This is a genomic window from Amycolatopsis acididurans, from assembly GCF_012328925.1.
Lineage (GTDB): Bacteria > Actinomycetota > Actinomycetes > Mycobacteriales > Pseudonocardiaceae > Amycolatopsis_E > Amycolatopsis_E acididurans.
The window spans coordinates 1-25315 of the sequence record NZ_JAAXLS010000048.1 but is presented as its reverse complement, the minus strand read 5'-3'; the positions used below and the strand labels follow the sequence as shown (position 1 = coordinate 25315).

The window sequence follows — 25315 nt, the reverse complement described above, 5'->3', positions numbered from 1 at the left end:
GGTGGTCTTGGCTGGACCGCACCTGGGGGTCGGCCCAGCTGGACGCGAGTGAGGCGGCGCCGCCGCTGTCGTCGCCGAACTCGGGCTCACGCAACGCCCAACTCGCGTGCGATCAGCATGCGCTGGATCTCGCTCGTGCCCTCACCGATCTCCAGGATCTTCGCGTCCCGGTAGAAGCGGCCGACGGGGAACTCGTTCATGAACCCGTACCCGCCGAAGATCTGGGTCGCGTCGCGCGAGTTGTCCATCGCGGCGTTGGACGCGAGCAGCTTCGCGATCGAAGCCTCCTTCTTGAACGCCTCGCCGCGCAGCATTTTCGACGCCGCCGCGTAGTAGGCCAGTCGCGCACTGTGCGTGCGGGCCTCCATGTCGGCGATCTTGAACTGGATCGCCTGGTAGGTGCCGATCTGGTGGCCGAACGCCTCGCGCTCGCGCACGTAGCGCACGCATTCGTCCACACAGCCCTGCGCGAGACCGACGCTCAACGCCGCGATCGCGACCCTGCCCTCGTCCAGAATGGACAGGAACTGGGCGTATCCGCGGCCGCGCTGCCCGAGCAGGTTCTCCGCCGGCACCCGGCAGTCCGAAAACGACAGACCGTGCGTGTCGGAGGCGTTCCAGCCGACCTTGGAGTACTTGGGCTCCACCACGAAGCCCGGTGTGCCCGAGGGCACGACGATCGCGGAGATCTCCTTGCCGCCGTCGGATTTGCGGCCGGTGACCGCGGTGACCGTGACGATGCTGGTGATGTCGGTGCCGGAGTTGGTGATGAACGACTTGCTGCCGTTGATCACCCACTGGTCGCCGTCGAGCTTGGCCGTGGTCCTCGTCGCGCCCGCGTCGGAACCGCCGCCGGGTTCGGTGAGGCCGAAGCCGCCGAGCGCCTCACCGGCGCACAACGCGGGCAGCCAGCGTTGCTGCTGTTCCTTGCTGCCGAAGCGGTAGAGCGGCATCGCGCCGAGCGACACCCCGGCTTCGAGCGTCACCGCGATCGAGGAGTCGACGCGCGCGAGTTCCTCCAGCGCCAGGCACAGCGCGAAGTAGTCACCGCCCATCCCGCCGAGTTCCTCGGGGAACGGCAGGCCGAACAGCCCCATCCGGCCCATCTGCGCGACCAGGTCGTAGGGGAATTCCTCGCGCTCGTAGAAGTCCCCGATGACCGGTGCGACCTCGTTCTGGGCGAAGTCGTGCACGGTCTTTCTGAGTGCCTCGTACTCTTCGCCGATCCTGAAGTCGATCATTTTTCCTCCACGGGGGTGACCACGGCCAGGGTTTCGTCCAACGCGACCTGCTGACCCGCCTGCACGCGCACTTCGCTCACCACACCGTCGACCGGCGCCACGACGGTGTGTTCCATCTTCATGGCCTCGACGACGACCAGCGGCGTTCCGGCGCTGACCGTCTCCCCCATTGCCGCCTTCACGACCAGCACCACGCCGGGCATCGGGCTCACCACAGGCCCGCCCTCGGCCGTCTCGCCGTGGGTGGCCAGCAGGTTCGGGCGTTCGCCGATCGCGACGCACCGACCGTCCCTGGCCAGCCAGAGATCTCCGTCGAGCGCCCGCCGGTAACGGCGGAACTCTCCGGCATACCGCACTTCCAGCTCGTCTCCGGCGTGGCGTGCGGAGACCTGGACCGGGACGCCGTCGTTCACGGTCACCGAGGCCGCGTCCGGCAGGCCCTCGACCCGCACGAGCGCCTCGGTGTCCCCGGCCTTCAGCCGCAGTGTGACCCCGCCCCTGCCGCCGAGCCGCCAGCCGTTGGGCACCTCCCACGGGTCCACAACGGACTTGCGCGGCATGAGCCCGAGCAGCCGGTCCAGCGCGGCGGCGACGAAGAACTCCTCGTCCACGCCCTGCGGCACGAGCTGGTCGAGTTTGCGTTCCACGAGCCCGGTGTCCAGCTGTCCACTCCGGACTTCCGCATCGGTGATCAAGGCGCGCAGGAAGGACACGTTGGTGGTCAGGCCGAGCACCGCGGTGTCGGCCAGTGCGCGGTCGAGCTTGTGCAGGGCCGAGGTCCGGTCCGGCCCCCACGCGATCACCTTGGCGAGCATCGGGTCGTAGCTCGAGCCGACGGTCACGCCTTCGGACAGCCACGAGTCCACGCGCACCCCGGAGGGCTCGTGCAGGCCCAGCACCTGACCGCCGGTGGGAATGAACCCGCGCGCCGGGTCCTCGGCGTACACGCGGGCCTCGACCGCGTGCCCGTTGAGCCGGATGTCCTCCTGAGTCAGCGAAAGCGCCTCACCGGCGGCGACGCGGACCTGCAACTCCACCAGGTCCAGGCCGGTCACCAGTTCCGTGACCGGGTGCTCGACCTGCAGCCGCGTGTTCATCTCCATGAAGAAGAACTCGCCGGGCGCCTTGGCCGAGACGATGAACTCGACGGTGCCCGCGCCCGTGTAGCCGACCGAGCGCGCGGCCTCGGCCGCGGCGGCGCCCATCCGCTGCCGGGTGGGCTCGTCGAGCAGCACCGACGGGGCCTCTTCGATGATCTTCTGGTGGCGCCGCTGCAGGCTGCATTCGCGCTCGCCCAGGTGCAGCACGGTGCCGTGCCCGTCGGCGAGCACCTGGATCTCGATGTGCCTCGGGTCGGTGACGAAGCGTTCGAGCAGCAGCCGGTCGTCGCCGAACGCCGTCCTCGCCTCGCGCTGGGCGGACTCGACGGCCGCGTCGAGGTCCGCCGGGTCGGTCACCAGCCGCATACCCTTGCCGCCACCGCCCGCGGACGGCTTGAGCAGCAGCGGGTAACCGACCTCGGCGGCCGCCTTCGCGAAGTCGCCCACATCGGACTGCCCGGGTACCACCGGGACGCCCGCCGCGGACACCGTCGCCTTCGCGTGGATCTTGTCGCCCATCGCCTCGATCGCCTCGGCGGGCGGGCCGATGAACACCAGGCCGGCGTCCGCGCAGGCGCGGGCGAAGCGGGCGTTCTCGGCGAGGAAACCGTAGCCGGGGTGCACGGCCTGCGCACCCGACGTGCGCGCCGCCTCGACGATGTCCTCGATGGACAGATAGTTGGAGATCTCCAGCGCGACGTCGGCCTCCCGCACGTGGCGGGTGCCCGCGTCCGTCGACGTGTACACCGCGACAGCACGGATTCCCATGCGCCGCAACGTGTTCATCACCCGGACGGCGATTTCGCCCCGGTTCGCGACCAGCACCGTGTCAAACATGATCACATCCGGAAGACGCCGTAGCCGACAGGTTCCAGCGGCGCGTTCGCCGCGACGGACAACGCGAGGCCGAGCACCGTGCGGGTTTCCGCCGGGTCGATCACGCCGTCGTCCCACAAGCGGGCCGTCGAGTAGTACGGACTGCCCTGCTCCTCGTACTGATCGCGAATCGGCGCCTTGAACGCCTCCTCGTCCTCGGCGGACCATTCGCCGCCGCGCGCTTCGATCGAGTCACGGCGCACGGTCGAGAGCACCGACGCCGCCTGCTCGCCGCCCATGACCGAGATCCGCGCGTTGGGCCACATCCACAGAAACCGCGGCGAATACGCGCGGCCGCACATCGAGTAGTTGCCCGCGCCGAACGAACCGCCGATGATCACCGTCAGCTTCGGCACACGCGCGCACGCGACGGCGGTGACCATCTTCGCGCCGTGCTTGGCGATGCCGCCGGCCTCGTAGTCCTTTCCGACCATGAAGCCGCTGATGTTCTGCAGGAACACCAACGGGATCGAGCGCTTGTCGCACAGTTCGATGAAGTGCGCGCCCTTCATCGCGGACTCGGCGAACAGCACGCCGTTGTTGGCGATGATGCCGACCGGATGCCCGTGGATGCGGGCGAAACCGGTGACCAGCGTGGTGCCGTACTCCTTCTTGAATTCGGCGAACCGGCTGCCGTCGACGACGCGCGCGATGACCTCGCGGACGTCGTAGGGCGTGCGCGAGTCGGTGGGCACCGCGCCGTAGAGCTGACCGAGGTCCACCGCGGGTTCCTCGACGGGCAGCACGTCCCACGGAGTGGGAGTGCGCGGGCCGAGTGTGGACACAATGGAGCGGACGATCTTGAGCGCGTGCGCGTCGTCGGTGGCGAGGTGGTCGGTGACGCCGGACTGGCGGGAGTGCACGTCGCCGCCGCCGAGTTCCTCGGCCGTGACGACCTCGCCGGTCGCGGCCTTCACCAGCGGGGGGCCGCCGAGGAAGATCGTGCCCTGGTTGCGGACGATCACCGCCTCGTCGCTCATCGCCGGGACGTACGCGCCGCCCGCAGTGCACGAGCCGAGCACGGCCGCGATCTGCGGGATGCCGCGCGCGGACATCGTGGCCTGGTTGTAGAAGATGCGCCCGAAGTGCTCGCGGTCGGGGAACACGTCGTCCTGGCGGGGCAGGAACGCGCCGCCGGAGTCGACAAGGTAGATGCACGGGAGGTTGTTGTGCAGCGCGACTTCCTGCGCGCGCAGGTGTTTCTTGACCGTCATCGGGTAGTAGGTGCCGCCCTTGACGGTCGCGTCGTTCGCGACGATGACGCATTCGCGGCCGGAGACGCGGCCGATGCCGGTGATGATCCCGGCCGCGGGCGCCTCGTCGTCGTAGAGCCCGTTGGCCGCCAGCGGGGAGAGCTCCAGGAACGGAGAGCCCGCGTCGAGCAGGGCGTCGACCCGGTCGCGGGGCAGCAGCTTGCCGCGCTCCACGTGCCGCGCCCGGGCCTTCTCGGGCCCGCCGAGGCGCGCCGCGGCGAGTCGTTTGTGCAGGTCCTCGACCAGTTCCGCGTGCGCCGTCACGTTGTGCGCGTACGCGTCACCCCGCACGTCCACGGAGCTGGAGAGCGCCGGTGTGTCCATACCCACCCACGTTAGTCGTCGTTAACTTCACCAGCGATGTTAACGACGACTAACGTAGGTGTCCAGCCCCTCCCCGCGAGTCGGGCCTTCCGCGCGGCCGAGTCGGGCTTTCCCTGCGGCCGAGTCGAGCCCGCCGCGCAGCCGAGTCGGGCCTTCCGTGCGGCTGAGTCGGGACTTCCGCGCGGCCAGGTTGAGCCTTCCGCGCGGCCGAGTCGGGATCAGAAGGCAGCGGTGAAGACCGGGTAGTAGCCGGACGCCTGACCCGCCGCCGTCGGGTGGTAGGACTCGTCGACCGGCCAGGTGACACTGTGCAGCCACGGCGAACCCGAGCAGATCTCGTGTCCGGTGAACGCCGAACGGACGTCGGCGAACTTGAAGCCGGCGTTGGCGGCCCGCTTCGCGATCACGGTGTCGAGCGCGTCCGCCCCGCCGTTGATGTAGCCGCGCGAGGTGTCCGACAAGCCGACCGAGCACGAGCCGCCGATCTTGTAGAAGTGCGGGTACCCGAGCACCACCACGTCGGCGTTCGGCGCCTTGCTCGCGATCGCGTCGTACACCTTGTCGAGCAGGGCGGGCAGCGAGTTCTCCACGAAGTTGACCGCGTTGTCGATCGCCGTCTTGCAGCCGGAATCACCCTGCAGGATGCAGTCCTGCATCACGGTGGAGAACCCGGCGTCGTTGCCGCCCACAGTGATCGACACGAGACCGGTGCGCGAGCTGAGCGAGCCCAGCTGGTTGTTGAGCACGTCCGTGGTCTTCGCGCCCGAGCAGGCCTGGAAGCTCAGGGACGCGCTGGACTTGCTCGCGTACAGGTAGGGGTAGGCGTTGGCGCTGCGCTTGCAGGCGCTGTCGTCGAGATAGGAGCCGGCACCGACCCCGGAGGAGTAGGAGTCGCCGAGTGCGACGTAGCTGACGGTCGCCGCCTGCGCGGACGTGGTGAGCCCCAGCGTCGCCAGAGCCGCGACGACGAGGACGGACAACGTTCTCAACACCGGGAACCCCTCTCGTTTGTGATCAACCACATAGATCACTACCAGGGTTCTTTCCGACTTTGACCCCTATTTAGTAGGCAAGTTGACAACGAAACGTGAAACCACGGCCGTCCGGCGAACGTAGCTCGCCTGCGGTTGCCCAGCCTTCTTTCGATCGGACTGGTGCGTGACCCGCTAGCATGGCCGACGTGGCAAGCCCTACCCCGCTGGTGAACGGCGAGAAAGCAAGCCGTCGTGAGCAGATACTGGCGGCGGCCGCCGAGCTGTTCGCCCGGCACGGCTTCCACGGCGTCGGCATCGACGACATCGGCGCGGCCGTCGGCATCTCCGGGCCCGCGCTGTACCGGCATTTCCGCAGCAAGGACGCCATGCTCGGGGAGATGCTGAACTCCATCAGCCACTACCTGCTCGACGGCGGGACGGCACGCGCGGACGCCACCGAGGATCCCGAGCTGGTGCTGGCCGAGCTGGTCGACTTCCACGTGAACTTCGCCCTGACCCAGCCGTCGCTGATCACGGTGCAGGAGCGCAACCTCGCGAACCTCACCGATGTGGACCGCAAGCAGGTGCGCGCGTTGCAGCGCCGGTACGTCGAGGTGTGGGTCCGCGCGATCTGTGACGCGGTGCGTGGCGTGAGCGAGCGGCAGGCACGCTCGGCAGCTCACGCCGTGTTCGGTTTGATCAACTCGACGCCGTACAACCGCTATCTGGATGACACCGAGCTGGCCGATCTGTTGCGACGGCTCGCGTTGGGCGCGCTCCACTCATTGGGGTAGCCCCAAAATCCGCGCGTGTGGTGTTGGATGGAACGCGTGAGCGACGAGCAGCAGAACCTCGTGACGAAGGCGCAGCGTGCCCTCGTCGCGATGCGGCTCGGCCGGGACGACGAGGCACTCGATCAGGTGGCGCCATCGGCGGCGGACGAGCCGGATCGCACCGCCGAGATGCGTGAGCTGATGCTGCTGCTGTTCGGCGAGTGCAGCACGATGGTGTCGGTGCTCGGCGACGGCGGCAGTGCCCCGGTGAAGGTCCAGGTGTTCGACGAGGCGGGTGAAGAGGTCCCCATCGACGAGGCCGACCCACCCGTGCGCACCGCGGTCCGCACCCTGCTCGCCGAGGTCCACGGCAACACCGAGGCCGCGGAGGAACAGGTCGAGATCGCGCTGGCGAGCGCCGCCCCCGACGAGGTCGACAGCCTGGTCCTGCAGGCCCTCCGCTGGACGATCCGCCTTTCCGCGGAATGCCTGGACCGCGACCTGCCGCTGACCGACTGGGTGTACGAGGCACTGGCGGATTAGGGCATTTGACGGCTTCGCCGGGTACCCGCTACCCCAGCAATGCCTTGATCAGGGCGGCCACCTGTGGGGTTTCGATCAGGAACGAGTCGTGGCCGTAGGGCGAGGAGATCACCGCCGCTTCACCCGCGCCGGGGATGCCTGCCGCCAGGTCGCGTGCCTGGTAGAGCGGGTAGAGCCGGTCGCTGTCCACGCCGGCCACGATCGTCCGCGCGCTCACGCGGGAGAGTGCTGCGCCGACGCCGCCCCGGTCGCGGCCCACGTCGTGCGAGTTCATCGACTCCGTCAGCAGCAGGTAGCTGTTGGCGTCAAAGCGCCGCACCAGCTTGGCCGCGTGGTGGTCCAAATAGGACTCGACGGCGAAACGCCCGTCGCCTTGCGGGGTGCGCCCGAAGCGCTGCACCAGCTCCGCCTCACCTCGATACGTGACGTGCGCGATCCGCCGCGCCACGCCCAGTCCGGCGTGTGGCCCGGCACCGGGCGGCGCGTCGTAGTAGTCGCCGCCACGCCAGCCGGGATCGGACCGGATCGCGTGTAGTTGCGGTGCGGCCCAGGCGATCTGGTCCGCCGAGGACGCCGCGGGCGCGGCCAGCACGAGCAGTGACGCCACCCGCGCGGGCAGCGAAACGGCCCATTCGAGCGCACGCATCCCGCCCATCGAACCGCCGAGCACCAGCGCCCACCGGTCCACACCCAGCGCGTTGGCCAGCGTCTGCTCCGAGTGCACCTGGTCTCGCACGGTGATCGACGGAAACCGGCTCCCCCACGGCTTTGCGTCCGGGGCGAGCGAGGCCGGGCCTGTGGAACCCTGGCAGCCGCCGAGCACGTTCGGGGCCACCACGAACAACTCATCGGTGTCCAGTGCCCGGCCCGGCCCGATCAGTCCGTCCCACCAGCCTGCCGTCGGATGACCCGGCCCCGCCTCGCCGGCCGCGTGGCTGTCCCCGGTCAGGGCGTGCTGGACCAGTACCGCGTTCGAGCCGTCCGCGTTGAGCGTTCCCCAGGTTTCGTAGGCCAGTTCGAAGTCCAGCGTCCCCCCGGCTTCCAGCCGCAACGAGGACCGCACCCACTGCCGACGGCCCGCCGGATCCCCGGCGGGCCAGGCGCCGGTGACGGGGACGCGATCGGGTGCTGCCGTCACAGAGCCGCCTTGGCCAGGTGCGCGCATCCGATGCCCACGGTCGTCATGCCCATCGACGCTAACCACGACGCGGGCCGTGCCCAACCGCTCTCAGCCCGTGATATAACTTGATTTCCAAGTCTCTTAGTTTCTAAGATATTTAGCAAGGGAGGTTTCACGGGCAAAGGGGTAGCTCATGAGGAAAGAACAGGCGGACGTTCTCGTCGTCGGCGCCGGGCTGGGCGGACTGACCGCGTCGATGTTCCTGGCACAGCAAGGTGTCCGGGTGGTCACCGTCGAACGGCATCCGGGCACGTCCCCGCACCCGCGGGCGTCCGGGCAGAACCCGCGCACCATGGAGCTGTACCGATGGGCGGGCATCGAGGGCGACGTGCTCGGCGTCAGCGAACGCGCGTCGCAGGGGCTGCGGATCACGATCGCGGCGAGCCTCGCCGGGCAGGTGTTCCACCGGATACTGGAGGACGCGTCGGAGATCGACCTCGGCGTCGCCGCCGGCACACCGTGGGGCATGGCCGGACAGGACGTGGTGGAGCCGATTCTGCTCGCCACAGCGGAAAAATCGGGCGCACAGGTACGTTTCTCCACCGCGTTGGCGTCGTTCGAGCAGGACAGCGAGGGGGTCACCGCCGTCGTGACGCCGGAGGACGGGGAACCGTACGAGATCCGGGCACGCTACCTCGTCGCGGCGGACGGCGGGCGCGGTCGCGTGCGCGAGTGGCTCGGCATCGGCTGCGACGGCATCGGCGCGATCGCCAAGTCGATCGGGGTCGTGTTCGACGCCGATCTCGGCGACCGGCTCAAGCCCGACCTCACCGACCTCTACTACCTGCGAAATCCGGACTTCACGGGTGCGCTGGTCAACACCGACGTGCCCCGCCGCTACGTGTTCGCCGCCGACTGCGAGCCGGAGGAGACCGTCGCCGACTTTTCGCACGACCGGCTCCTGCGGCTGATCCGGATCGCGACCGATCTGCCCGATCTGGAGCCCGGGATCCGCTGGGTCGGCACGTGGGAGATGGCCGCGCGCATCGCCAGGAAGTTCCACTCGGGCCGGGTCTTCCTCGTCGGGGACGCCGCCAAGGTCACCCCGCCGACCGGGGTATGGGCGGCAACACCGCGGTCGGCGACGGGCACGACATCGCGTGGAAGCTCGCGACCGTCGTGCGCGGCGAGGCGGGCCCGGAACTACTGGACACCTACGAGGCCGAGCGCAGGCCGGTCGCGCAGATCGTCGTGGACACGTCGCTGCACAACGCGAAGCAGCGCATGTTCCCCGACCTCGACCTCACCGGTGTCGGCGCACCGGTCGACCCGATCGAGATCGCGCTCGGGTTCCGCTACCGATCGACCGCCGTGCTCGCCGACGACGAGGACCCCCGCCCGACGGAGAACCCGAACGAGCCGAGCGGACGCCCGGGTTTCCGCGCGCCGCACGTGCCGATCGTGACCGGCGGCACCGCGCGGTCCACTGTGGACCTGCTCGGCCGTGGGTGGCTGCTGCTGGCGAACGGGCCCGGCTGGCGGCAGGCCGAGGTACCGGCGCTGGAGGCGGGGGTGGACTTCCGGGATCCGCACGACGTGTTCGCGGCCCGGTACGGCCTGCGGCCGGGCGGCGCGAGCCTGATCAGACCGGACGGGATCGTGGCGTGGCGCTCGCCGGGACCGGTCGCTGACGCCGCCACCACCGTGTCGGGCGTGCTCGATCAACTGCTGCACCGGTAGCGGCCGTATGCTGCGGAAATGGTCTCCGTCCGCAGCGTTGTCGACCGGGTCGGGCCGACACTGCTGCACGCGGTGTCGGTGCCCGGCGTGTGCCCCCAGGTCTCGGATGTGGTGATCGCCGAGCCGGGCGCCGGCACGCACATCGCGGCGGGCGACCTCGTGCTCGGTGTGTCGATCGCGGAGTCGGACGCGGCTGTCGCGCTGGTGCGTCACAGCGCCGAGCGCGAGGCCGCCGCCGTACTGCTCAAACCCCCGGTCACGCAGAAGACCGCCGTGCGCCGGGCGGCCCGCTCGGCGGGCATCGCACTGGTCGAGGTCCGTCCGGCCACCGCGTGGGCACAGCTGGTCTGGCTGCTGCGCACGGTTCTCGACGCGGCCGAGGACACGATCGACGAGGACGAGCAGGGCTCCGGTGACCTGTTCCGGCTGGCCGACGCGGTCGCCGCGGTGGTCGACGCGCCGGTCACGATCGAGGACACCAACTCGCGGGTGGTCGCCTACTCGGCCCGCCAGGACCTCACCGACCCGGCACGCGTGTCCACGATCATGGGCCGCCGCATCCCGGACGACGTGCTCGCGAAATTCCGTTCGCGCGGGGTGTTCCGGGAGCTCTCCCGCGGACGGCAGACGATTTTCGTTCCCGCGCAACGGGATGGCACGCTGCCCCGGCTGATCGTGCCGATCCGGATGGGCGGCGAACTGCTGGGCTCGATGTGGGCGGTGGTCACCGGACCGGTCTCCGACGAGCGCGCCGCCGCGTTCGCCGACACCGCTCCCGTGGTCGCACTGCATCTGCTGCGGCGGCGGGCACACGCCGACGCCCGGCGCCGCGCTTCCGCCGAACTGCTGCGTGCCGTACTGGAAGGAAAAGTGGGGCCACGCAAGGCGATCGCGGAGCTGGAGCTGAGCGACGAACCGCATCGCGTCGTGGTCATCGAGACGCCGGGCAGCGACACACCCGACGCCGAGGGCATGCGGCTCGCGTTGCTGGAGAGGATTTCCCAGGGCATCGGCAGGCGGCCGGTGGTGACCGAACTCGGTGCGGCGCTGTACGCGGTCGTGCCCGAGCGCGCTGGTCCCGGTTCGTGGGCGGAGCTTCGGGCCGCGTTCGGTGAGTTGAAGGAGAAGTCGCGGCCACGGGTCGCCGCGGGCGCGCCGGTGGAGATCGCCGAACTGGCGCGTTCCCGTTCGCAGGCTGAGGAAACGCTCGGCCTGCTGCGGGCGGGGTTGCTGCCGGGGCACGTCGGCAGCTTCGACGACCTGTGGACCGCGCTGATCCTGCACCGCGCGGCGACTGCGGCAGGCCCGGCGAGGGTCACCGAACTGGGGCCGCTGGAGCGTTTGCGGGCACACGATCAGGCCAACCGCACCGGCTATGTCGACACGCTCTACGAATGGCTGCGGTTTCCGGGCGATCCGCGTGCGGCGGCCAAGGCGTTGCGCATCCATCCGAACACGTTTCGCTACCGGATGCGCCGGTTGCTGGAACTGGTCCCCCTCGATCTGGACGATCCTGATGTCCGGTTGGCCCTGATCACCCAGCTGGTCGCGCTTCGATGGTCGTGATCGCCGCTAGCATTGTGAAATGTTCGAGGGGACGGTGGCCGGGCTGAATCGCTGGCCGGTGAAGTCGCTGCGCGGTGAGCGGGTGGCCGCGGCACGGTTCGACGATCGCGGCATGGCGGGCGACCGCGCGTTCGCGTTGATCGATCAGCGGGACAGGCGCAGGGGCAGTGTGCTCACGGTCCGGCAGAACCCCGCCATGCTGACGTGGCGCAGTTTCTACGACGACGAGCCGGTGGCCTACTCGGCTCCGCCGGCCCTGCGGGGACCCGACGGAACGAAGTGGTCGTGGACCGATCCCGGCGTGGCAGGCGCGTTGTCGGCCTCGCTCGGGATACCGCTGGAACTGCGCGCCGCCGACGGTATGCAGGACCGCGGGCCGACGGTGCTGGTGACGTTCGAGGCGTCCCGCGTCGCGCTGGAACGGGAACTGGGCGCGCCGGTGGACCTCGACCGTTTCCGCACGAACATGCATCTGGAGCTGGACGCGCCCGCGTTCGCGGAAGAGGACTGGGGCGAGGACACGAGGATCACCGTCGGCGAGGTGGAACTGACCGCGACCGGCAAGAACTCGGGTCCTTGCATCCGCTGCGCCGTGCCCAGCTGGGATGCGGCGGGCCGCGAGCGCTGGCCGAAACTGCAGACCTGGCTGATCGAGCAGCACGAGAACAAGTTCGGCATGATTATGCGTGTGACCCGCGCTGGCGTGGCGCGTGTCGGAGAAGCCGCCTCGGTTCAGCCGGTGCTGTAGCTGAAGTCCTTGGCACGCAGCGACCGCGGGCGGATTCCAAGCCATTCCACTTCCGGCTCCTCGCAGAGGTAGTGACGAGATCTCGGGCGCCAGCGCCAGCTCCGGTTCGCGGCGACGCGCGCGGGCAGCGGGCGCGCGAGGAAGGCGTCGACGTCGAACATCACACCACCAGCAACGTCTTCCCGAGCGTCGCGCGGGACTCGATCGCACGGTGGGCTTCTGCGGCCTGCTCGAGCCGGAAACGTTGCCCGATAACGGGTTTCACGTGTCCGGCCGCCGCTTCGGCGAGCACGCTCTCGGTGCACTCGCGCAATTCCTCCGGCGTGCCAAGCGGACCACGGTGCAGCCTCACGCCGCGGTCTGCGGCGTCCTCTTCGGATACTGGCGCCCACGCGCCGCTCGCGAGCCCGTAGCTGAAGAACCGGCCGCCACGCTCCAGCAGCCGGAACGACGTGGCGCCGGTTTGTCCGCCCACGCCGTCGAAAACGACGTCCACCGCGCCGACAGCGGCTCGCACGCGGCCGGGCCAGTCCGACCACGAGTAATCGATCGCATGGTCGGCGCCCAGTTCCTCGGCGAGCGAGACCTTCCCCGGCCCGCCCGCGACGGCGACCACCGTCGCACCGGCGTTGTGTGCCAACTGCACCAGCAGGCTGCCCACGCCGCCTGCCGCGGCTTCGATGAGCACCCGGTCACCCTCCCGCACCCCCGCGGCACGAATCAGCGCGGTGGCCGTGCGACCGTCGGCGAGCAGCGCGACGGCCTCGTCCAGCGGCACCGCGTCGGGTACGCCGAACGGCGCGGACGCGGGCACGACCACCCGCTCGGCGTACCCGCCAGAGCCGTTGCGGCTGGTCACGACCCGTTGCCCGATGAGCTCCCCGCCGGCTCCCTCTCCGGCGGCGAGCACCACCCCGCCGACCCCGTTTCCGGGAATGACGGGCAATTCGGGCCGAAACGGGCCGGTCCTGCCGGAACGCAGCTGCGTCTCGACGAACGTGATGTTGGCGAACGTCACGTCGATCAGCACCTCGCCCGGTCCGGCAACGGGTTCGGGGGCCTGCCCGGTCAGCAGATTGTCCGGCCCGCCGAACTCCTTCAACCACACGGCTCTCATGCGAACCAGCTTCCTACCTCGACCTAGGTGGAGGTCAACGCTGTGGTGCGAGAACCAGGTGAGCGCGGGAGGATTGTCGTGGGCGCACGATGACACCGCCATCCGGGTGGTTCACCGTGGTCACCACCACGCCCTAACAGCGAGCAGGAGGAAGTCGTGCGTATCGCCGTCCCCCGTGAGATCAAGAAGCACGAGTACCGGGTGGCGCTGACCCCGGCCGGAGTGCACGAGCTGACCCAGCACGGCCACGAGGTGTTCATCGAGACCGAGGCGGGCACGGGTTCGGCGATCAGCGACGACGAGTACATCTCGGCGGGCGCGAAGATCCTCGCCGGCGCGGACGACGTGTGGGCCGAGGGTGAGCTGGTGCTGAAGGTGAAGGAGCCGATCGCCGAGGAGTACCCGCGGCTGCGCGCAGGCCAGGTGCTGTTCACCTACCTGCACCTCGCCGCGGATCGTGCCCTCACGGACGCGCTGCTGAAGGCCGGCACGACGGCGATCGCTTACGAGACGGTGCAGACGGACAACGGCGCACTGCCGTTGCTGGCGCCGATGTCGGAGGTGGCGGGCAGGCTGGCTCCGCAGGTCGGTGCGTATGCGTTGATGAAGCCCAGCGGTGGCCGGGGCGTGCTGCCGGGCGGAGTTCCCGGTGTGCATCCGGCGAAGGTCGTCGTGATCGGCGGCGGTGTGGCGGGACTGAACGCGGCACGGGTCGCGCGGGGCATGGGCGCGGATGTCGAGATCCTGGACACCAACGTCGACCGCCTGCGGCAGATCGATCAGGATTTCGGCGGCCAGATCCACACGGTCACCAGCAATGCGTACACAGTGGATCATGCCGTGCGGGCGGCGGATCTGGTGATCGGCGCGGTGCTGATTCCCGGCGCGAAGGCCCCGAAGCTGGTCGGCAACGACTTGGTGAGCCGCATGCACAAGGGCAGTGTGCTGGTGGACATCGCGATCGATCAGGGTGGCTGTTTCGCGGACTCGCGCCCGACGACGCACGACGAGCCGACCTACCGGATCCACGATTCGATTTTCTACTGCGTGGCCAACATGCCGGGCGCGGTCCCGCGGACGAGCACCTACGCCCTGACCAACGTGACGCTGCCGTACGCCACGTCCCTGGCCGACAAGGGCTGGCACACAGCCCTGAAAACCAATCCAGCACTGGCAAAAGGCTTGAACGCCCACCAAGGCAGGTTGACCAACGGCCCCGTGGCCGAAGCGCACAACCTCCCCCACACACCAACCCGAACCGTCCTGCGATAAGCCGCCCCCAACCACCAACTCGCACGCACGGAAGGCTCAACTCGCGCACCCGGAAAGCTCAACTCGCGCGCACAGAAAGCTCAACTCGCGAGGCGGGTGGGGTGACGGAAAAGAAGGGGCGGCCCGCTCAACCAGCCTGGGGGTCACTGGGAGCGGGCCGCCAACAACAAGCTTAGGTGGTAAGTCCGGAGTTCGCTGCATGGGGCTCCGGTTTTGCTCAAAAATACTTCTTCACTGCCTGTACTCAACTGCCGTGAGTTAGTGACGAAGAGTGACGTTCGCCCCGCTGACCACGTCAGGGGCCCGGATAGGGCAGGATGGCCGCTGCGCAGATCATGACCTATCGCCGGATCAAGGGGGACCCATGCAGAACGACGGCAGTGGCCGCATTCTCGTGCAGAACCTCAGTAAGACGTTCGGTCCTGTCGCCGCCGTGCAGAACTTGAGCTTCGCCGTGGAGCCGGGCTCCGTGACCGGGTTCCTGGGGCCGAACGGTGCCGGCAAGACCACCACGTTGCGCATGCTGCTCGGGTTGGTGACGCCGACGGCCGGCAGCGCGACGATCAGCGGCCTTCCTTATCACCAGCTGGGCAATCCGGCTCGCGTGGTCGGGGCCGTGCTGGAGAACGAAGGCTTCCATCCGAAGCGGACGGCACGCAATCACCTGCGTGTGTACGCGGCGGCGATCGGGGTGCCGGACCAGCGTGCCGACGAGGTGCTGGCGCTGGTGGGCCTGGCGGGGGCGGCGAACCGGAAGCCGGGTGACTTCTCGCTCGGTATGCGGCAGCGGCTGGCGCTGGCGACCGCGCTGCTGGGCAACCCGCAGGTCCTGGTGCTCGACGAGCCGGCGAACGGACTGGACCCGGAGGGCATCCTGTGGCTGCGCAACTTCCTGCGCGCCTACGCCCGCGAGGGCCGCACCGTGCTGGTGTCCAGTCACCTGTTGTCGGAGGTCGAGCAGACCATCGACCAGGTCGTGATCATCAGCCACGGCATGACACGGTACTACGGTTCGCTGGAGCAGTTGCGCGGCTCCCAGCAGACCCGGGTGCTGGTGCAGGCCGCCGATCCGAACGCGTTGGTCAAAGCGTTGCAGGAGGCCGGTTACCCGCAGGTGGAGCCGACCCCGGACGGCCGGGTCGCGGTGGCAGGGGCGACGCGCCAGCAGATCGGTGACCTCGTGGCGCAGTCGGGCCTGGCGGTCTACGGCATGGAGGAGGACCGCGCCGATCTGGAGCGGCTGTTCTTCCAGCTGACCAACGGCGCCTACACCGGCGCCCCGATGCAGCAACAGCAGCAGTATCAGCCGCCGCAGCCGCCGCCCGGTGGTGGCTGGGGTCCGCCGCAGCCCGGCTACGGCCCACCGCAACAGCAGTATCAGGCGCCCCCGGGCTATCAGCAGCCCGGACCGCAGCAGGGTTGGGGAGGTCAGCGCTGATGGGCAGGTTGATCAACGCGGAGTTCCGCAAGACGCTGACCACCAAGAGCTGGTGGGGTCTGATGATCCCTGCGGTCGTCTTCGCGTTCGGTTTCGCGCTGGGCTGGGGCGCGTTCGCCAACAAGGTGGGCGACGTGCTGAGCAGCCGCGAGACACAGTTGATCGCGGAGGCGCTGGGCATCTCGACCGGCAATCTGCCGATGGGCCTCCTTGCGATCGGGCACGGCATCAACATCGGCCTGACGTTTCCGGTGATCTTCGGGGTGTTCGCGCTCGCCGGCGAGTACAGCAAGAAGACGATCACCACGACGTTCCTCACGGCGCCGAACCGGGTGTCCGTGCTGAGCGCGAAGATGATCACCTACTCGATCTGGGGCGCGATCTACGGCCTGATCGTGGCCGCGGCGTCGAGCCTGGGCATCGTCCTGACGGTGAACAGCGAGCGGCTGCCGACCGCGGGCCAGTGGCTCGGCGTCGTCGGGGCGGCCGTGCTGGCCGGGATCCTGGCCACCTTGTTCGGCATCGGTGTCGGCGCGGTGTGGAACAGCGTGGTCGGCAGCGTCATCACGCTGACGATCTACCTGCTGATCGTGGAGAACGTGCTGGTGCTGCTGTTCTACGGGCTGTGGCACGTCGACTGGCTCGGCGGGGTGCTGCCGAACGGCACGATGAACGGCATCGTGGGCGCGATCGGTGCGCAGGCGTTCGGCGCGGCCGGGGTGAAGGTGCCCGGGCTGGATCAGGAGACACAGTGGACGCTGCAGTACGTGGCCGGTGCGCCGGGTGCGTTCTCGTGGTGGGCCTCGGCGCTGGTGTTCCTGGCCTGGACCATGGTCTTCTTCGTCGGAGGCTGGATCTCCAACCAGCGTCGCGACATCACCTGAGCAGTTTGTCGGTGGTGCGGCATAGCCTGGCTGTGTGACTGCCGCACCCACCACCACCGTGCAACCGCATACCGGCTGGATTCGCAGACTGGGTGCCGCCTGCTGGCGGCACCCGGTTCTCGTTGTGCTGTCGCTCGCCGCCGCGGTGCTGAGCGTCGGGCTCCAGGCGGTGTCGCCGCTGCTGACCCGCTCCGCCGTCGACGACGCGGTGGCGGGGACCACGGCACGGCTCGGCCTGCTCGCCGGCGGTCTCGTCGCGGTGCAGGTGCTGATGTTCGCCACCGCGTTCGTGCGGCGCTACTTCGGTGGGCGGCTCGCCCTGGACGTGCAGCACGACCTGCGGCAGGCGGTGTTCAACGCGGTCTCGCGGCTGGACGGCGGCAAGCAGGACTCGCTGCGCACCGGCCAGATCGTGTCGCGGGCCATCACCGACCTGCAGCTGGTCGTGTCGCTGCTGATGATGACCCCGCTGTCGGCGGGGTCGGTGTTCTTCGCGTTGTTCTCGCTGGCCGCGATGCTGTGGATGTCGCCGCTGCTGACGGTGATCGCACTGGTCGTCGTCCCGGCCGTGGCGATCGTCGCGGGCGCGGCACGCAAGCGGCTGTTCCCGGCGACCTGGTCGGCGCAGCAGCGTGCCGCGGACCTCGCACAGCACGTCGAGGAGACGGTCACCGGGGTCCGCGTGGTCAAGGGCTTCGGCCAGGAGGCGCGCGAGGTCGCCCGGCTGGAGAAGGCGGCGAAGCGGCTGTTCGCGGAACGGTTGCGGGCGGCGCGGCTGTCGGCGATCCCGACGGCGACCACGTCGGCGCTGCCCGCGGCGGGGCAGGTCGCGGTGCTGGCGGTCGGCGGGATCCTCGCGCTGCGGGGCGAGGTCAGTCTCGGCACCTTCCTCGCGTTCGCCAGCTACGTCTCCGGTCTGGTCGGCCCGGCGCGGATGCTCTCGTCGCTGGTGGTGCAGGCGCAGCTGACCCGTGCGGGCGCGGACCGGGTGTACGAACTGGTCGACGCGCAGCCGGAGGTGCGTGACGCGCCGGACGCGGGCCCGCTGCCCGAGGGGCCGCTTTCCGTGCGGCTGGACGACGTGCGTTTCGGCTACACCCGGACGGAACCGGTGCTGAACGGTCTTTCGCTGGAGGCGAAACCGGGCGAAACGCTCGCGCTGGTCGGCACCGCGGGTTCGGGGAAGTCCACGATTTCCTTGCTGCTGCCCCGCTTCTACGACGTGCACGACGGTTCGGTGCGGGTCGGCGGCAAGGATGTGCGTGAGGTGCGGCTGGCCGAGCTGCGCAAGGCGATCGGTGTGGTGTTCGAGGAAGCGTTCCTGTTCTCCACGTCGATTCGCGAGAACATCGCCTACGGCAGACCGGACGCGAGCGAGGAGGAGATCGTCGCCGCCGCGAAGGCCGCCGAGGCACACGAGTTCATCTCGGAGCTGTCCGAGGGCTACGACACGATGGTCGGCGAGCGCGGCCTGACCCTCTCCGGTGGGCAGCGGCAGCGGCTGGGCCTGGCGCGGGCGCTGCTCACCGATCCGCGCGTGCTGATTCTCGACGACGCCACCTCGGCGGTCGACACGGTCACCGAGGCCGCGATCTACGAGACGCTGCGCACCGTCACGGCGACCCGCACCACGCTGCTGATCGCGCACCGGCGCTCCACGCTGGCACTCGCCGACCGGATCGCGGTGCTCGACTCGGGGCGGGTTGTCGACGTCGGCACCGCCGCGGAGCTGGAGGAACGCTGCCGGCTGTTCCGCGAGCTGGTCGCCGGGCCCGGCGAGGGTGTCGAGGAAGCGACGAAGTGCGACTGCGAGATGCGGCCCGACGGGATCACGCCCGAGCTGTGGCCGGACGTCGCGGAGGAAGCCGTTCCGGCGCAGCGGAGTGCGGCCCCGGCGATGGCCGCACGCGGCGCCGCTTCGCTGGATGCGCCGCCGACCGAGGAACTCCTCGAGGGCGTGCGGAAACTGCCGCCCGCGACCGACAGCCCGGAGGGCATGGGCGACGTCACCGCACCGGATCCGCGTTTCCAGCTCGGCCGGCTGCTGCGACCGGTGCGGCTGCTGCTGACGTCGGTGATAGTGCTGGTCGGGCTGGACGCGGTGGCCTCGATCGCGTTGCCCGCGCTGTACCAGCAGGGTGTCGACCACGGGGTGCGGCCCGGTGTGGAGGCGGTGGTGTGGCTGACGGCCGGGATCGGCGCGGCGCTGATCCTGCTGGACTGGGTGGTCATCTTCTTTCAGACCAGGGTGACGGCGCGCGCGGGCGAGTCGGTGCTGTACTCGCTACGGGTGCGCAGCTACGCCCATCTGCAGCGACTCGGCCTCGACTACTACGAGAGCGAACTGTCCGGCAAGATCATGACCCGGATGACCACGGACGTCGACGCGCTGTCGACGTTCCTGCAGACCGGGCTGGCGCAGGCGGTGATCAGCGCACTGACCCTGCTCGGCATTTCGGGCGCGCTGTTGTTCACCGACGTTTCCCTTGCCCTGTACGCACTTTCGGTGCTGCCGGTGCTGGTCGTCGCGACGGTGATCTTCCGGCGTCTGGCCTCGGCCGCCTACAACGAGGCACGCGAGCGGGTCAGCGTGGTCAACGCCGACATGCAGGAGAACGTCAGCGGTCTGCGGGTCGCGCAGGCCTACAGCCGGGAGGAGATTTCGGCGGAGCGGTTCGCCTCGCGCAGCGATGCCTACCGGCGTTCCCGGCTGCGGGCGCAGCGCTATGTCGCGACGTACTTTCCCTTCGTGACAATGCTTTCCGGTGTCGCCGAGGCCGTGGTGCTGTTGGTGGGCTCGAACCGGGTCGCGAACGGGACGCTCGCGGTCGGTGTGCTGCTGGCGTTCCTGTTGTACCTGAACCTGTTCTTCTCGCCGATCCAGCAACTGTCCTCGGTCTTCGACGGGTACCAGCAGGCGAAGGTCGGCCTGCGGCGCATCGCCGACCTGCTCCGTACGCCGACGACCGTGCCTGCGGCCACCAATCCCGTCGAGGTGCCCGCGAAGCTGTCCGGCGAGGTGGCCTTCGACGCCGTGGACTTCGCGTATTCCGGTTCGGATTCCCTGGCGCTGAACGACATTTCACTCAAGGTCGTGCCCGGCGAGACGGTGGCGCTGGTCGGCGCGACCGGTGCCGGCAAGTCGACGGTGGTCAAGCTCGTGGCACGCTTCTACGACGCGACCGGCGGGAAGGTCAGCATCGACGGCGTGGACGTGCGGAACTACGACCTGCCCGGCCTGCGGCACCGGATGGGTGTGGTTCCGCAGGAAGCGCACCTGTTCTCCGGCACGGTCGCCGACAACGTGCGTTACGGCGATCCGGATGCCGGCGACGCGGAGGTCGAAGCCGCCGTGCGCGCGGTCGGCGCGCTCGACGGGGTCGCCGCGCTGCCTTCGGGTTTCCGGCAACAGGTGGGCGAACGCGGTCGTTCGCTCTCGGCCGGGCAGCGGCAACTGGTCGCGCTCGCGCGGGCGGAGCTGGTGAAGCCGGATGTGCTGCTGCTGGACGAGGCGACGGCCGCACTCGACCCGTCGACGGAGGCGGCGGTCCTGCAGGCCACGGAGAGCCTGACCAACCGCCGCACCACGTTCGTCGTCGCGCACCGGCTGGCCACGGCCGCCCGCGCCGACCGCATCGTGGTGCTGGACCACGGCCGCATCATCGAACAGGGACCGCACGCGGAGCTACTGGCGGCCAACGGTCACTACGCCGAACTGTGGCGAACGGGCAGGCAGGAGACCGATTGAGGCCAGGGCCGGTCCGGCTAGCCTGCCTGTGCTTCGCGGGCCTCGCGCAGTAGTTCCCAGCCCTCGTCGGCCGCCTTGCTCGCGACCTCAGGGGCATCGCCGGTACCGCTGAGGATCTGGTACTCCGTGCGGCCGATCAGCTGCCACGCCTCCCGCATCTCCGGATACGAGGGCATGACCATTCCCGCGCGGCACTGCTCGACATAGGGCCGCAGCACCGGGTCCGCCTCCGCGACCGTCGACATGGCCTCCTCCTGCACTGGCACGAGCTGCTGGTACCGGTTGAGCTCCTGTCCGGCCTTGGGCGACGCGAGGTAGCTCGCCACCAGCTCACGCGCGGCCGAGAGGTTCGGCGCGTTCTCGTAGATGAACAGCCCGTAGACCGAAACCAGCGGACGCGCGGGACGTTCCCCGGCCGGTGGCACGGCGCCGACCGTCACGTCGAGACGCTTCTCCTTGATCGCGCGAAGCGCGCGGGAGGAGCAGACCAGGTAGGGCACCTTGCCCTCGAGAAAGGACTCCAGCGCCTCGGCGCGGCCGACGCGTGGATCCAGGCCCAGCTTGCCCAGTCGCACGAAAGCATCCACAAAGGACTCTCGCCATCTCGCGATGTCCTCGAAACGCTTGTCCCCCAGGCCGAAGAACGAACCGCCGAGACTCGAGAACAGCGGCCACATGTGGTAGGGGTCGCCGGCGTTGCCCGTGTCGTCCGGCGCGCCGACCTGCAACGCCACCCCGGCGGAGACGACGTCACCGAAGGTGGCCGGCATGGGGCCGCCGGCCAGCGCGTCGTTGCGGATCAGTGCGACGCTGTCGAACACGTACGGAATCGCGTACATCCGGCCGTTCCGGCTGAGCGCCGCCCGCGCGACCGGCGAGATCTCCGGCAGCTTCGCCGGGTCGAGCAAGGGCGGCTCCACCGACCGCTCACGCGCGACACGGCCGATCCAGTCGTGCGGGCCCGCCACCACGTCCGGCACCTGGAACCCGCGCAGCGGCTCCCCCGTGGCGGCGAGGTGGGTGAAGGCGTGTTCCAGTTCCTCGGTGCGCTCGAAGGGCTCGACCGTGACCGCGACGGAATAGCCCTTGCGGAACGCGCTGCGATGGCCGAAGTACCGCCGCAGCGTCTCGGCCCGGTTGCGTTCGGCCCAGATCACCAGCGAGCGCACGCGCTCGACCCCTTTGTCGCCGAGGTGCCAGTACCCGGCGTCCGTGCGGAACGTGACCTGAACCCTGTGTGGCTGATTGTCATGCGACTCCCCATCGACCTGCGGAGAGCCTATCTGCTCGTGTACCGACGCGCTCGGCCAGAGATGCTTGCTCTCGGCGGGCAACAGGCCGACCGGCTGGCAGGCCTGCCGCCCGGGTGCCCCGCAGGACACGGTGAGCCGCACGTCCTCGTAGTCGAACGCGGACCGGTTGGACAGGAACGCACCGGTGTCCGCGGCCTCGGAGCTGACGTTCCAGCTCGCTTTGAGCTGCTGGGCCCGGTATCGGCGCCGCCGCGTCCGGAGCTTGACCACCACTGTGGACACCGCGGTCAAGGCGGCGCACAACGCGGTGACCGTACCGACGATCGTGGTGATATCGCCGAAAACGGCGGGCGCAGCGAGGTACTCAAGTGACCGCACGAGCTGAAGATAATCGGCTCTTGTCCGCCGAAAACGCGTAATGCGGTAAATAGCCGGTCGCCGACGCGAGAATTGGGCCGTTCGGCCTAGAGCACGTCAGGTTCGTTGAGCCGCAACAGGTCCAGGCTCAGCTCCCACAGCCTGCGGCCGGCCTCGGGGTCGAGGGCACGGCGGCTGGGTCGCGTGCGGACCGGCGGCCCGACGACGAGGAAGCGCGGCGAGTACAGCTGCCCGCCGCGGGAGTCCGGGTCGACCGCGGCACGCAGGGTGGGCAGGGCGCCGTGCGCGGCCGACTGGGTGGGCACCAGGTACGGGGTGACGATGGCGGTCGTCCGCATGATCCGGCTCGTGTCGGTGCGGGCCAGCATGGTGCGGGCTATGCCGGGATCGCTTGCCAGCGCGCGCGTCGAGTGCCCGGCCGCGGCGAGGCGGCGGGCGAGTTCGACGGTGAACGTCATGTTCGCGAGCTTGGAGTGGAAGTAGGCCTCGTAACGGTTGGTGACGCCGTTGAGGTCGTCCAGCCGCAACCGGGCGAGGTGGTGCGAGACGCTCGTGATCGTCACAATCCGCGAGTCCTTTGTGGACACCAGCATGGGCAGCAGCCGCACCGCGAGTGCCATGTGCCCGAGGTGGTTGACCCCGAGATGCGGTTCGAACCCGTCCACGGTCGGCGTCGGGTTGACCATCGCGACGCCCGCGTTGTTGATGAGCAGATCGAGCCGGTCGTAACGGGCGGCGGTCTCGCCGGCGAATTTCGCGACGCTCGACTGATCGGCGAGATCGAGCCGGAGGATGTCCGCGGCCAGGTCTCCGCGTGCGGCCTCGGCCTTGGCCGGGTCGCGAACGGCCATGATCACCTTCGCGCCGTGTTCGGTGAGCATGCGGGTGGTCTGCATCCCGAGGCCGCCGTTGGCTCCGGTCACGACGGCGATCTTGCCGGTGAGATCACCGATGTCGGACTCGCTCCAGGCGACCATGGCTACCCATCGTGACCGAGGGCGCAGCCGGTGACAAGCAGGTGTTCGGGGGACGATCGCGGTGACGCAACGTGGCCGAACTGCCCGCTAAGCCAGGATCTTGCCCGGGTTCAGGATGCCCAGCGGGTCGAGCGCCTGCTTGACCGCGCGGTGCATGTCCAGCACCTCCGGGCTCACCTCGCGCTGGAGGCCGCCGCGTTTGAGCAGGCCCACACCGTGCTCGCCGGTGACCGTGCCGCCGAGTTCGATCGCGTCGGCGATGATGTCCTCGAAAGCCGCCTGGGCACGGCGTTTCGCGTCCTCGTCGCCGATCGGGGTGATCAGCAGCGGGTGCAGGTTCCCGTCGCCGGCGTGTGCGATGTTGGCGATCAGCGTGTCGTGCTGCGCCGCCGTTTTCTCGATCCTGGCCAGCATTTCCGGTACCAGCGCCTTCGGCACGCACACGTCCTCGGTGAGCACGGGGCCGAGCCGCTCCAGCGCGGGATACGCCAGCCGCCGCGCGTCGAACAGCGCCTCGGCCTCCTGCTCGTCCGACGAGACCGCCGCCCACGACGCCCCGGCTTGCTCGAAGCAGCGCAACACCGTCCGCGCCTCTTCGTCGCCCGCGCGCCCCGGTGTGTCACACCGGCCGAGCAGCACGACGTTCGCTTCTGTGGACAGGCCCATGTTCTTCCACGCGTCGACCGCTTCGAGACAGTGCTTGTCCACCAGCTCCAGCGCGGACGGGATCACGCCCGACGCCGAAACCGCGCTCACCGCCTCACCGGCGGCGACGATCGAGTCGAAGTATCCGGCGACGGTGCGTTCCGCGTCCCGCTTCGGCCGCAGCCGCACGGTCGCCTCGGTGATCACGCCCAGCGTGCCCTCGGAGCCCACCATCAGTCCACAAAGGTCGTACCCGGCGACACCCTTGGCAGTGCGCCGCCCGAGCCGCACCACGTCGCCGCGCCCGGTGACGACTTCCAGCGCGAGCACGTAATCCCGCGTCACGCCGTACTTCACACAGCACAGCCCGCCCGCGTTGGTGGCGATGTTCCCGCCGATCGTCGACCACGGCGCACTGGCCGGATCGGGCGGATACCACAGGTTCTCCACCGCGCACACCCCGCGCAGATCGTCGTTGACCACACCGGGCTGCACGACCGCGAAGCGCTCGGCGTGGTTGATCTCCAGCACCTGGTCCATCGCCTCGAACGAGAGCATGATGCAGCCCTCGACGGCGTTGGCCCCACCGGAAAGCCCCGTCCCGGCACCGCGCGGCACGATCGGTACGCGGTGCTCGGCGGCCAGCCGGACGACGGCCTGCACCTCGGCGGTGTCGCGCGGCCGGACGACCGCCACGGCCTGCGCGTAGGGCGCCCACTCGGCGTGATCCTGCAGATATCCCTCGATCACGTCCGGATCGTCCAGCACCCGGTCGTGCGGAACGACTCGGCGCAGCTCGGCCACCAGGTCCATCGGGCCACCTCCGGCATACCAGCCTACCTGGGGTTTTACCCCCGGCGGCGGCGGTCACCGCCTGGTGAGACGCCGGCTACACGTCTTGCTCGGCGAGGTCCGTTCCGCCGGCTCTCCCGGATAGGGCGTTTCGTCCGGAGTTGCGCCGAATGGAGCCTGGATCGATCAAGTGAGGAATCCCAAACCCAGATGCAACGCGGATACACCACTTCGATCACAACCGCTCAAGCCGGGGGGTTAGCCTGGTAGGCGCATTAACCGGACAACAAGATCGAGATGGATTAGAGGCGAGTCCCTGCCGTGTCCAGCAGCAGCCCTGCGTCACAGTTCGGCCCCAACGAGTGGCTCGTCGAGGAAATGTACGACCAGTTCCTCGCCGACCCCTCCTCAGTAGATGCCGCCTGGCATGACTTCTTCTCCGACTTCAAGCCGACGCAGGCACCGGACAACGAGCCGGACAGCAAGACCGCCGCTGGCGAGTCCACGGCGGCGGAGACCCCCGCGACCAACGGGCAGGCCGCCGCCCCCGCCC

At 69.4% G+C, this 25315-nt stretch carries 20 protein-coding genes and 1 pseudogene; 11 read left to right on the top strand and 10 right to left on the bottom strand.

Annotated elements, in window-relative coordinates; all coding sequences use genetic code 11:
- Positions 1-86: 86 nt before the first annotated feature.
- From HFP15_RS35055 to HFP15_RS35040, 4 genes are all read right to left on the bottom strand, one after another.
- On the bottom strand, positions 87-1241 hold the full coding sequence (locus HFP15_RS35055) for an acyl-CoA dehydrogenase family protein (protein ID WP_168521590.1): 1155 nt from the start codon (positions 1239-1241) through the stop codon (positions 87-89).
- Entirely contained in the window at positions 1238-3178 is a 1941-nt protein-coding gene (locus HFP15_RS35050) for an ATP-binding protein (protein WP_168521588.1), read from the bottom strand. Before HFP15_RS35050 ends, HFP15_RS35055 begins: the two co-directional genes overlap by 4 nt.
- 2 nt (positions 3179-3180) lie before the next feature.
- Positions 3181-4794, bottom strand: a complete 1614-nt coding sequence (locus HFP15_RS35045; protein WP_168521586.1) for a carboxyl transferase domain-containing protein — start codon at positions 4792-4794, stop codon at positions 3181-3183.
- A 218-nt stretch (positions 4795-5012) separates the two neighbouring features.
- Positions 5013-5786, bottom strand: coding sequence for an SGNH/GDSL hydrolase family protein (locus HFP15_RS35040; protein ID WP_168521584.1), 774 nt, complete (start codon positions 5784-5786; stop codon positions 5013-5015).
- Positions 5787-5995: 209 nt separating this feature from the next.
- On the opposite strand from HFP15_RS35040, the gene HFP15_RS35035 reads away from it, so the two are divergent.
- Together HFP15_RS35035 and HFP15_RS35030 are read left to right on the top strand one after the other, a co-directional pair.
- Positions 5996-6562 (top strand): SACE_7040 family transcriptional regulator, encoded by a 567-nt coding sequence (locus HFP15_RS35035; protein WP_446680262.1) that lies wholly within the window; start codon positions 5996-5998, stop codon positions 6560-6562.
- A gap of 27 nt (positions 6563-6589) precedes the next feature.
- A complete protein-coding gene (locus HFP15_RS35030; protein WP_168521580.1) occupies positions 6590-7084 on the top strand; it encodes a hypothetical protein in 495 nt (164 codons plus the stop codon).
- 28 nt (positions 7085-7112) lie between these two features.
- Here HFP15_RS35030 and metX read toward each other — a convergent pair whose 3' ends face one another.
- The gene (gene metX / locus HFP15_RS35025) at positions 7113-8249 is read right to left on the bottom strand and encodes a homoserine O-acetyltransferase MetX (RefSeq protein ID WP_168521578.1); all 1137 of its coding nucleotides are present in this window, start codon (positions 8247-8249) and stop codon (positions 7113-7115) included.
- 148 nt (positions 8250-8397) lie between these two features.
- On the opposite strand from metX, the pseudogene HFP15_RS43155 reads away from it, so the two are divergent.
- From HFP15_RS43155 to HFP15_RS35010, 4 genes and pseudogenes are all read left to right on the top strand, one after another.
- Positions 8398-9404: pseudogene (locus HFP15_RS43155) on the top strand (FAD-dependent monooxygenase); the annotation flags it as partial.
- A 261-nt stretch (positions 9405-9665) separates the two neighbouring features.
- Entirely contained in the window at positions 9666-9944 is a 279-nt protein-coding gene (locus HFP15_RS44040; RefSeq protein WP_312871904.1) for an aromatic-ring hydroxylase C-terminal domain-containing protein, read from the top strand.
- 18 nt (positions 9945-9962) lie between these two features.
- Positions 9963-11510, top strand: coding sequence for a PucR family transcriptional regulator (locus HFP15_RS35015; protein WP_168521576.1), 1548 nt, complete (start codon positions 9963-9965; stop codon positions 11508-11510).
- A 19-nt stretch (positions 11511-11529) separates the two neighbouring features.
- Entirely contained in the window at positions 11530-12258 is a 729-nt protein-coding gene (locus tag HFP15_RS35010; RefSeq protein ID WP_168521574.1) for an MOSC domain-containing protein, read from the top strand.
- On the opposite strand, the gene HFP15_RS35005 is transcribed toward HFP15_RS35010, so the two are convergent.
- Both HFP15_RS35005 and HFP15_RS35000 read right to left on the bottom strand, forming a co-directional pair.
- A complete protein-coding gene (locus tag HFP15_RS35005) occupies positions 12243-12419 on the bottom strand; it encodes a hypothetical protein (RefSeq protein WP_168521572.1) in 177 nt (58 codons plus the stop codon). The genes HFP15_RS35010 and HFP15_RS35005 overlap by 16 nt on opposite strands.
- Entirely contained in the window at positions 12419-13375 is a 957-nt protein-coding gene (locus HFP15_RS35000; RefSeq protein WP_168521570.1) for a zinc-binding dehydrogenase, read from the bottom strand. The genes HFP15_RS35005 and HFP15_RS35000 overlap by 1 nt, the downstream gene beginning before the upstream one ends.
- A 156-nt stretch (positions 13376-13531) precedes the next feature.
- Here HFP15_RS35000 and ald point away from each other — a divergent pair, with 156 nt between their 5' ends.
- The 4 genes from ald (at position 13532) to HFP15_RS34980 (ending at position 20717) form a co-directional block, all read left to right on the top strand.
- Positions 13532-14647, top strand: a complete 1116-nt coding sequence (gene ald / locus HFP15_RS34995) for an alanine dehydrogenase (protein WP_168521568.1) — start codon at positions 13532-13534, stop codon at positions 14645-14647.
- Between the two features lie 364 nt (positions 14648-15011).
- On the top strand, positions 15012-16085 hold the full coding sequence (locus HFP15_RS34990) for an ABC transporter ATP-binding protein (protein WP_168521566.1): 1074 nt from the start codon (positions 15012-15014) through the stop codon (positions 16083-16085).
- Positions 16085-16969, top strand: a complete 885-nt coding sequence (locus HFP15_RS34985) for an ABC-2 transporter permease (protein ID WP_168521564.1) — start codon at positions 16085-16087, stop codon at positions 16967-16969. The genes HFP15_RS34990 and HFP15_RS34985 overlap by 1 nt, the downstream gene beginning before the upstream one ends.
- Positions 16970-17003: 34 nt before the next feature.
- Positions 17004-20717 carry an ABC transporter ATP-binding protein gene (locus tag HFP15_RS34980; protein WP_168521561.1) on the top strand — a complete coding sequence of 1238 codons (3714 nt, stop codon included), beginning with the start codon at positions 17004-17006 and terminating at the stop codon, positions 20715-20717.
- A gap of 17 nt (positions 20718-20734) precedes the next feature.
- On the opposite strand, the gene HFP15_RS34975 is transcribed toward HFP15_RS34980, so the two are convergent.
- The 3 genes from HFP15_RS34975 to HFP15_RS34965 form a co-directional block, all read right to left on the bottom strand.
- Positions 20735-22348: a sugar ABC transporter substrate-binding protein gene (locus HFP15_RS34975; RefSeq protein WP_168521559.1), complete on the bottom strand. Its 1614-nt coding sequence runs from the start codon at positions 22346-22348 to the stop codon at positions 20735-20737.
- Positions 22349-22434: 86 nt separating this feature from the next.
- Positions 22435-23325: an oxidoreductase gene (locus HFP15_RS34970; RefSeq protein WP_168521557.1), complete on the bottom strand. Its 891-nt coding sequence runs from the start codon at positions 23323-23325 to the stop codon at positions 22435-22437.
- Positions 23326-23412: 87 nt separating this feature from the next.
- A complete protein-coding gene (locus HFP15_RS34965; RefSeq protein WP_168521555.1) occupies positions 23413-24783 on the bottom strand; it encodes an FAD-binding oxidoreductase in 1371 nt (456 codons plus the stop codon).
- A gap of 300 nt (positions 24784-25083) precedes the next feature.
- On the opposite strand from HFP15_RS34965, the gene HFP15_RS42335 reads away from it, so the two are divergent.
- Positions 25084-25315: 2-oxoglutarate dehydrogenase E1 subunit family protein (locus tag HFP15_RS42335; protein ID WP_246272329.1), on the top strand; the 232-nt coding region annotated here is incomplete at its 3' end.

Bases quoted from the DNA above. Each gene is read 5' to 3' on its own strand.
- HFP15_RS35015 (WP_168521576.1), top strand. From the start codon at position 9,963: ATGGTCTCCGTCCGCAGCGTTGTCGACCGGGTCGGGCCGACACTGCTG.
- HFP15_RS35030 (WP_168521580.1), top strand. From the start codon at position 6,590: ATGGAACGCGTGAGCGACGAGCAGCAGAACCTCGTGACGAAGGCGCAG.
- HFP15_RS35045 (WP_168521586.1), bottom strand. From the start codon at position 4,794: ATGGACACACCGGCGCTCTCCAGCTCCGTGGACGTGCGGGGTGACGCG.
- HFP15_RS35010 (WP_168521574.1), top strand. From the start codon at position 11,530: ATGTTCGAGGGGACGGTGGCCGGGCTGAATCGCTGGCCGGTGAAGTCG.
- HFP15_RS34965 (WP_168521555.1), bottom strand. From the start codon at position 24,783: ATGGACCTGGTGGCCGAGCTGCGCCGAGTCGTTCCGCACGACCGGGTG.
- HFP15_RS35050 (WP_168521588.1), bottom strand. From the start codon at position 3,178: ATGTTTGACACGGTGCTGGTCGCGAACCGGGGCGAAATCGCCGTCCGG.
- HFP15_RS35000 (WP_168521570.1), bottom strand. From the start codon at position 13,375: ATGAGAGCCGTGTGGTTGAAGGAGTTCGGCGGGCCGGACAATCTGCTG.
- metX (WP_168521578.1), bottom strand. From the start codon at position 8,249: ATGCGCGCACCTGGCCAAGGCGGCTCTGTGACGGCAGCACCCGATCGC.
- HFP15_RS34985 (WP_168521564.1), top strand. From the start codon at position 16,085: ATGGGCAGGTTGATCAACGCGGAGTTCCGCAAGACGCTGACCACCAAG.
- HFP15_RS34970 (WP_168521557.1), bottom strand. From the start codon at position 23,325: ATGGTCGCCTGGAGCGAGTCCGACATCGGTGATCTCACCGGCAAGATC.
- HFP15_RS34990 (WP_168521566.1), top strand. From the start codon at position 15,012: ATGCAGAACGACGGCAGTGGCCGCATTCTCGTGCAGAACCTCAGTAAG.
- HFP15_RS35055 (WP_168521590.1), bottom strand. From the start codon at position 1,241: ATGATCGACTTCAGGATCGGCGAAGAGTACGAGGCACTCAGAAAGACC.
- HFP15_RS35005 (WP_168521572.1), bottom strand. From the start codon at position 12,419: ATGTTCGACGTCGACGCCTTCCTCGCGCGCCCGCTGCCCGCGCGCGTC.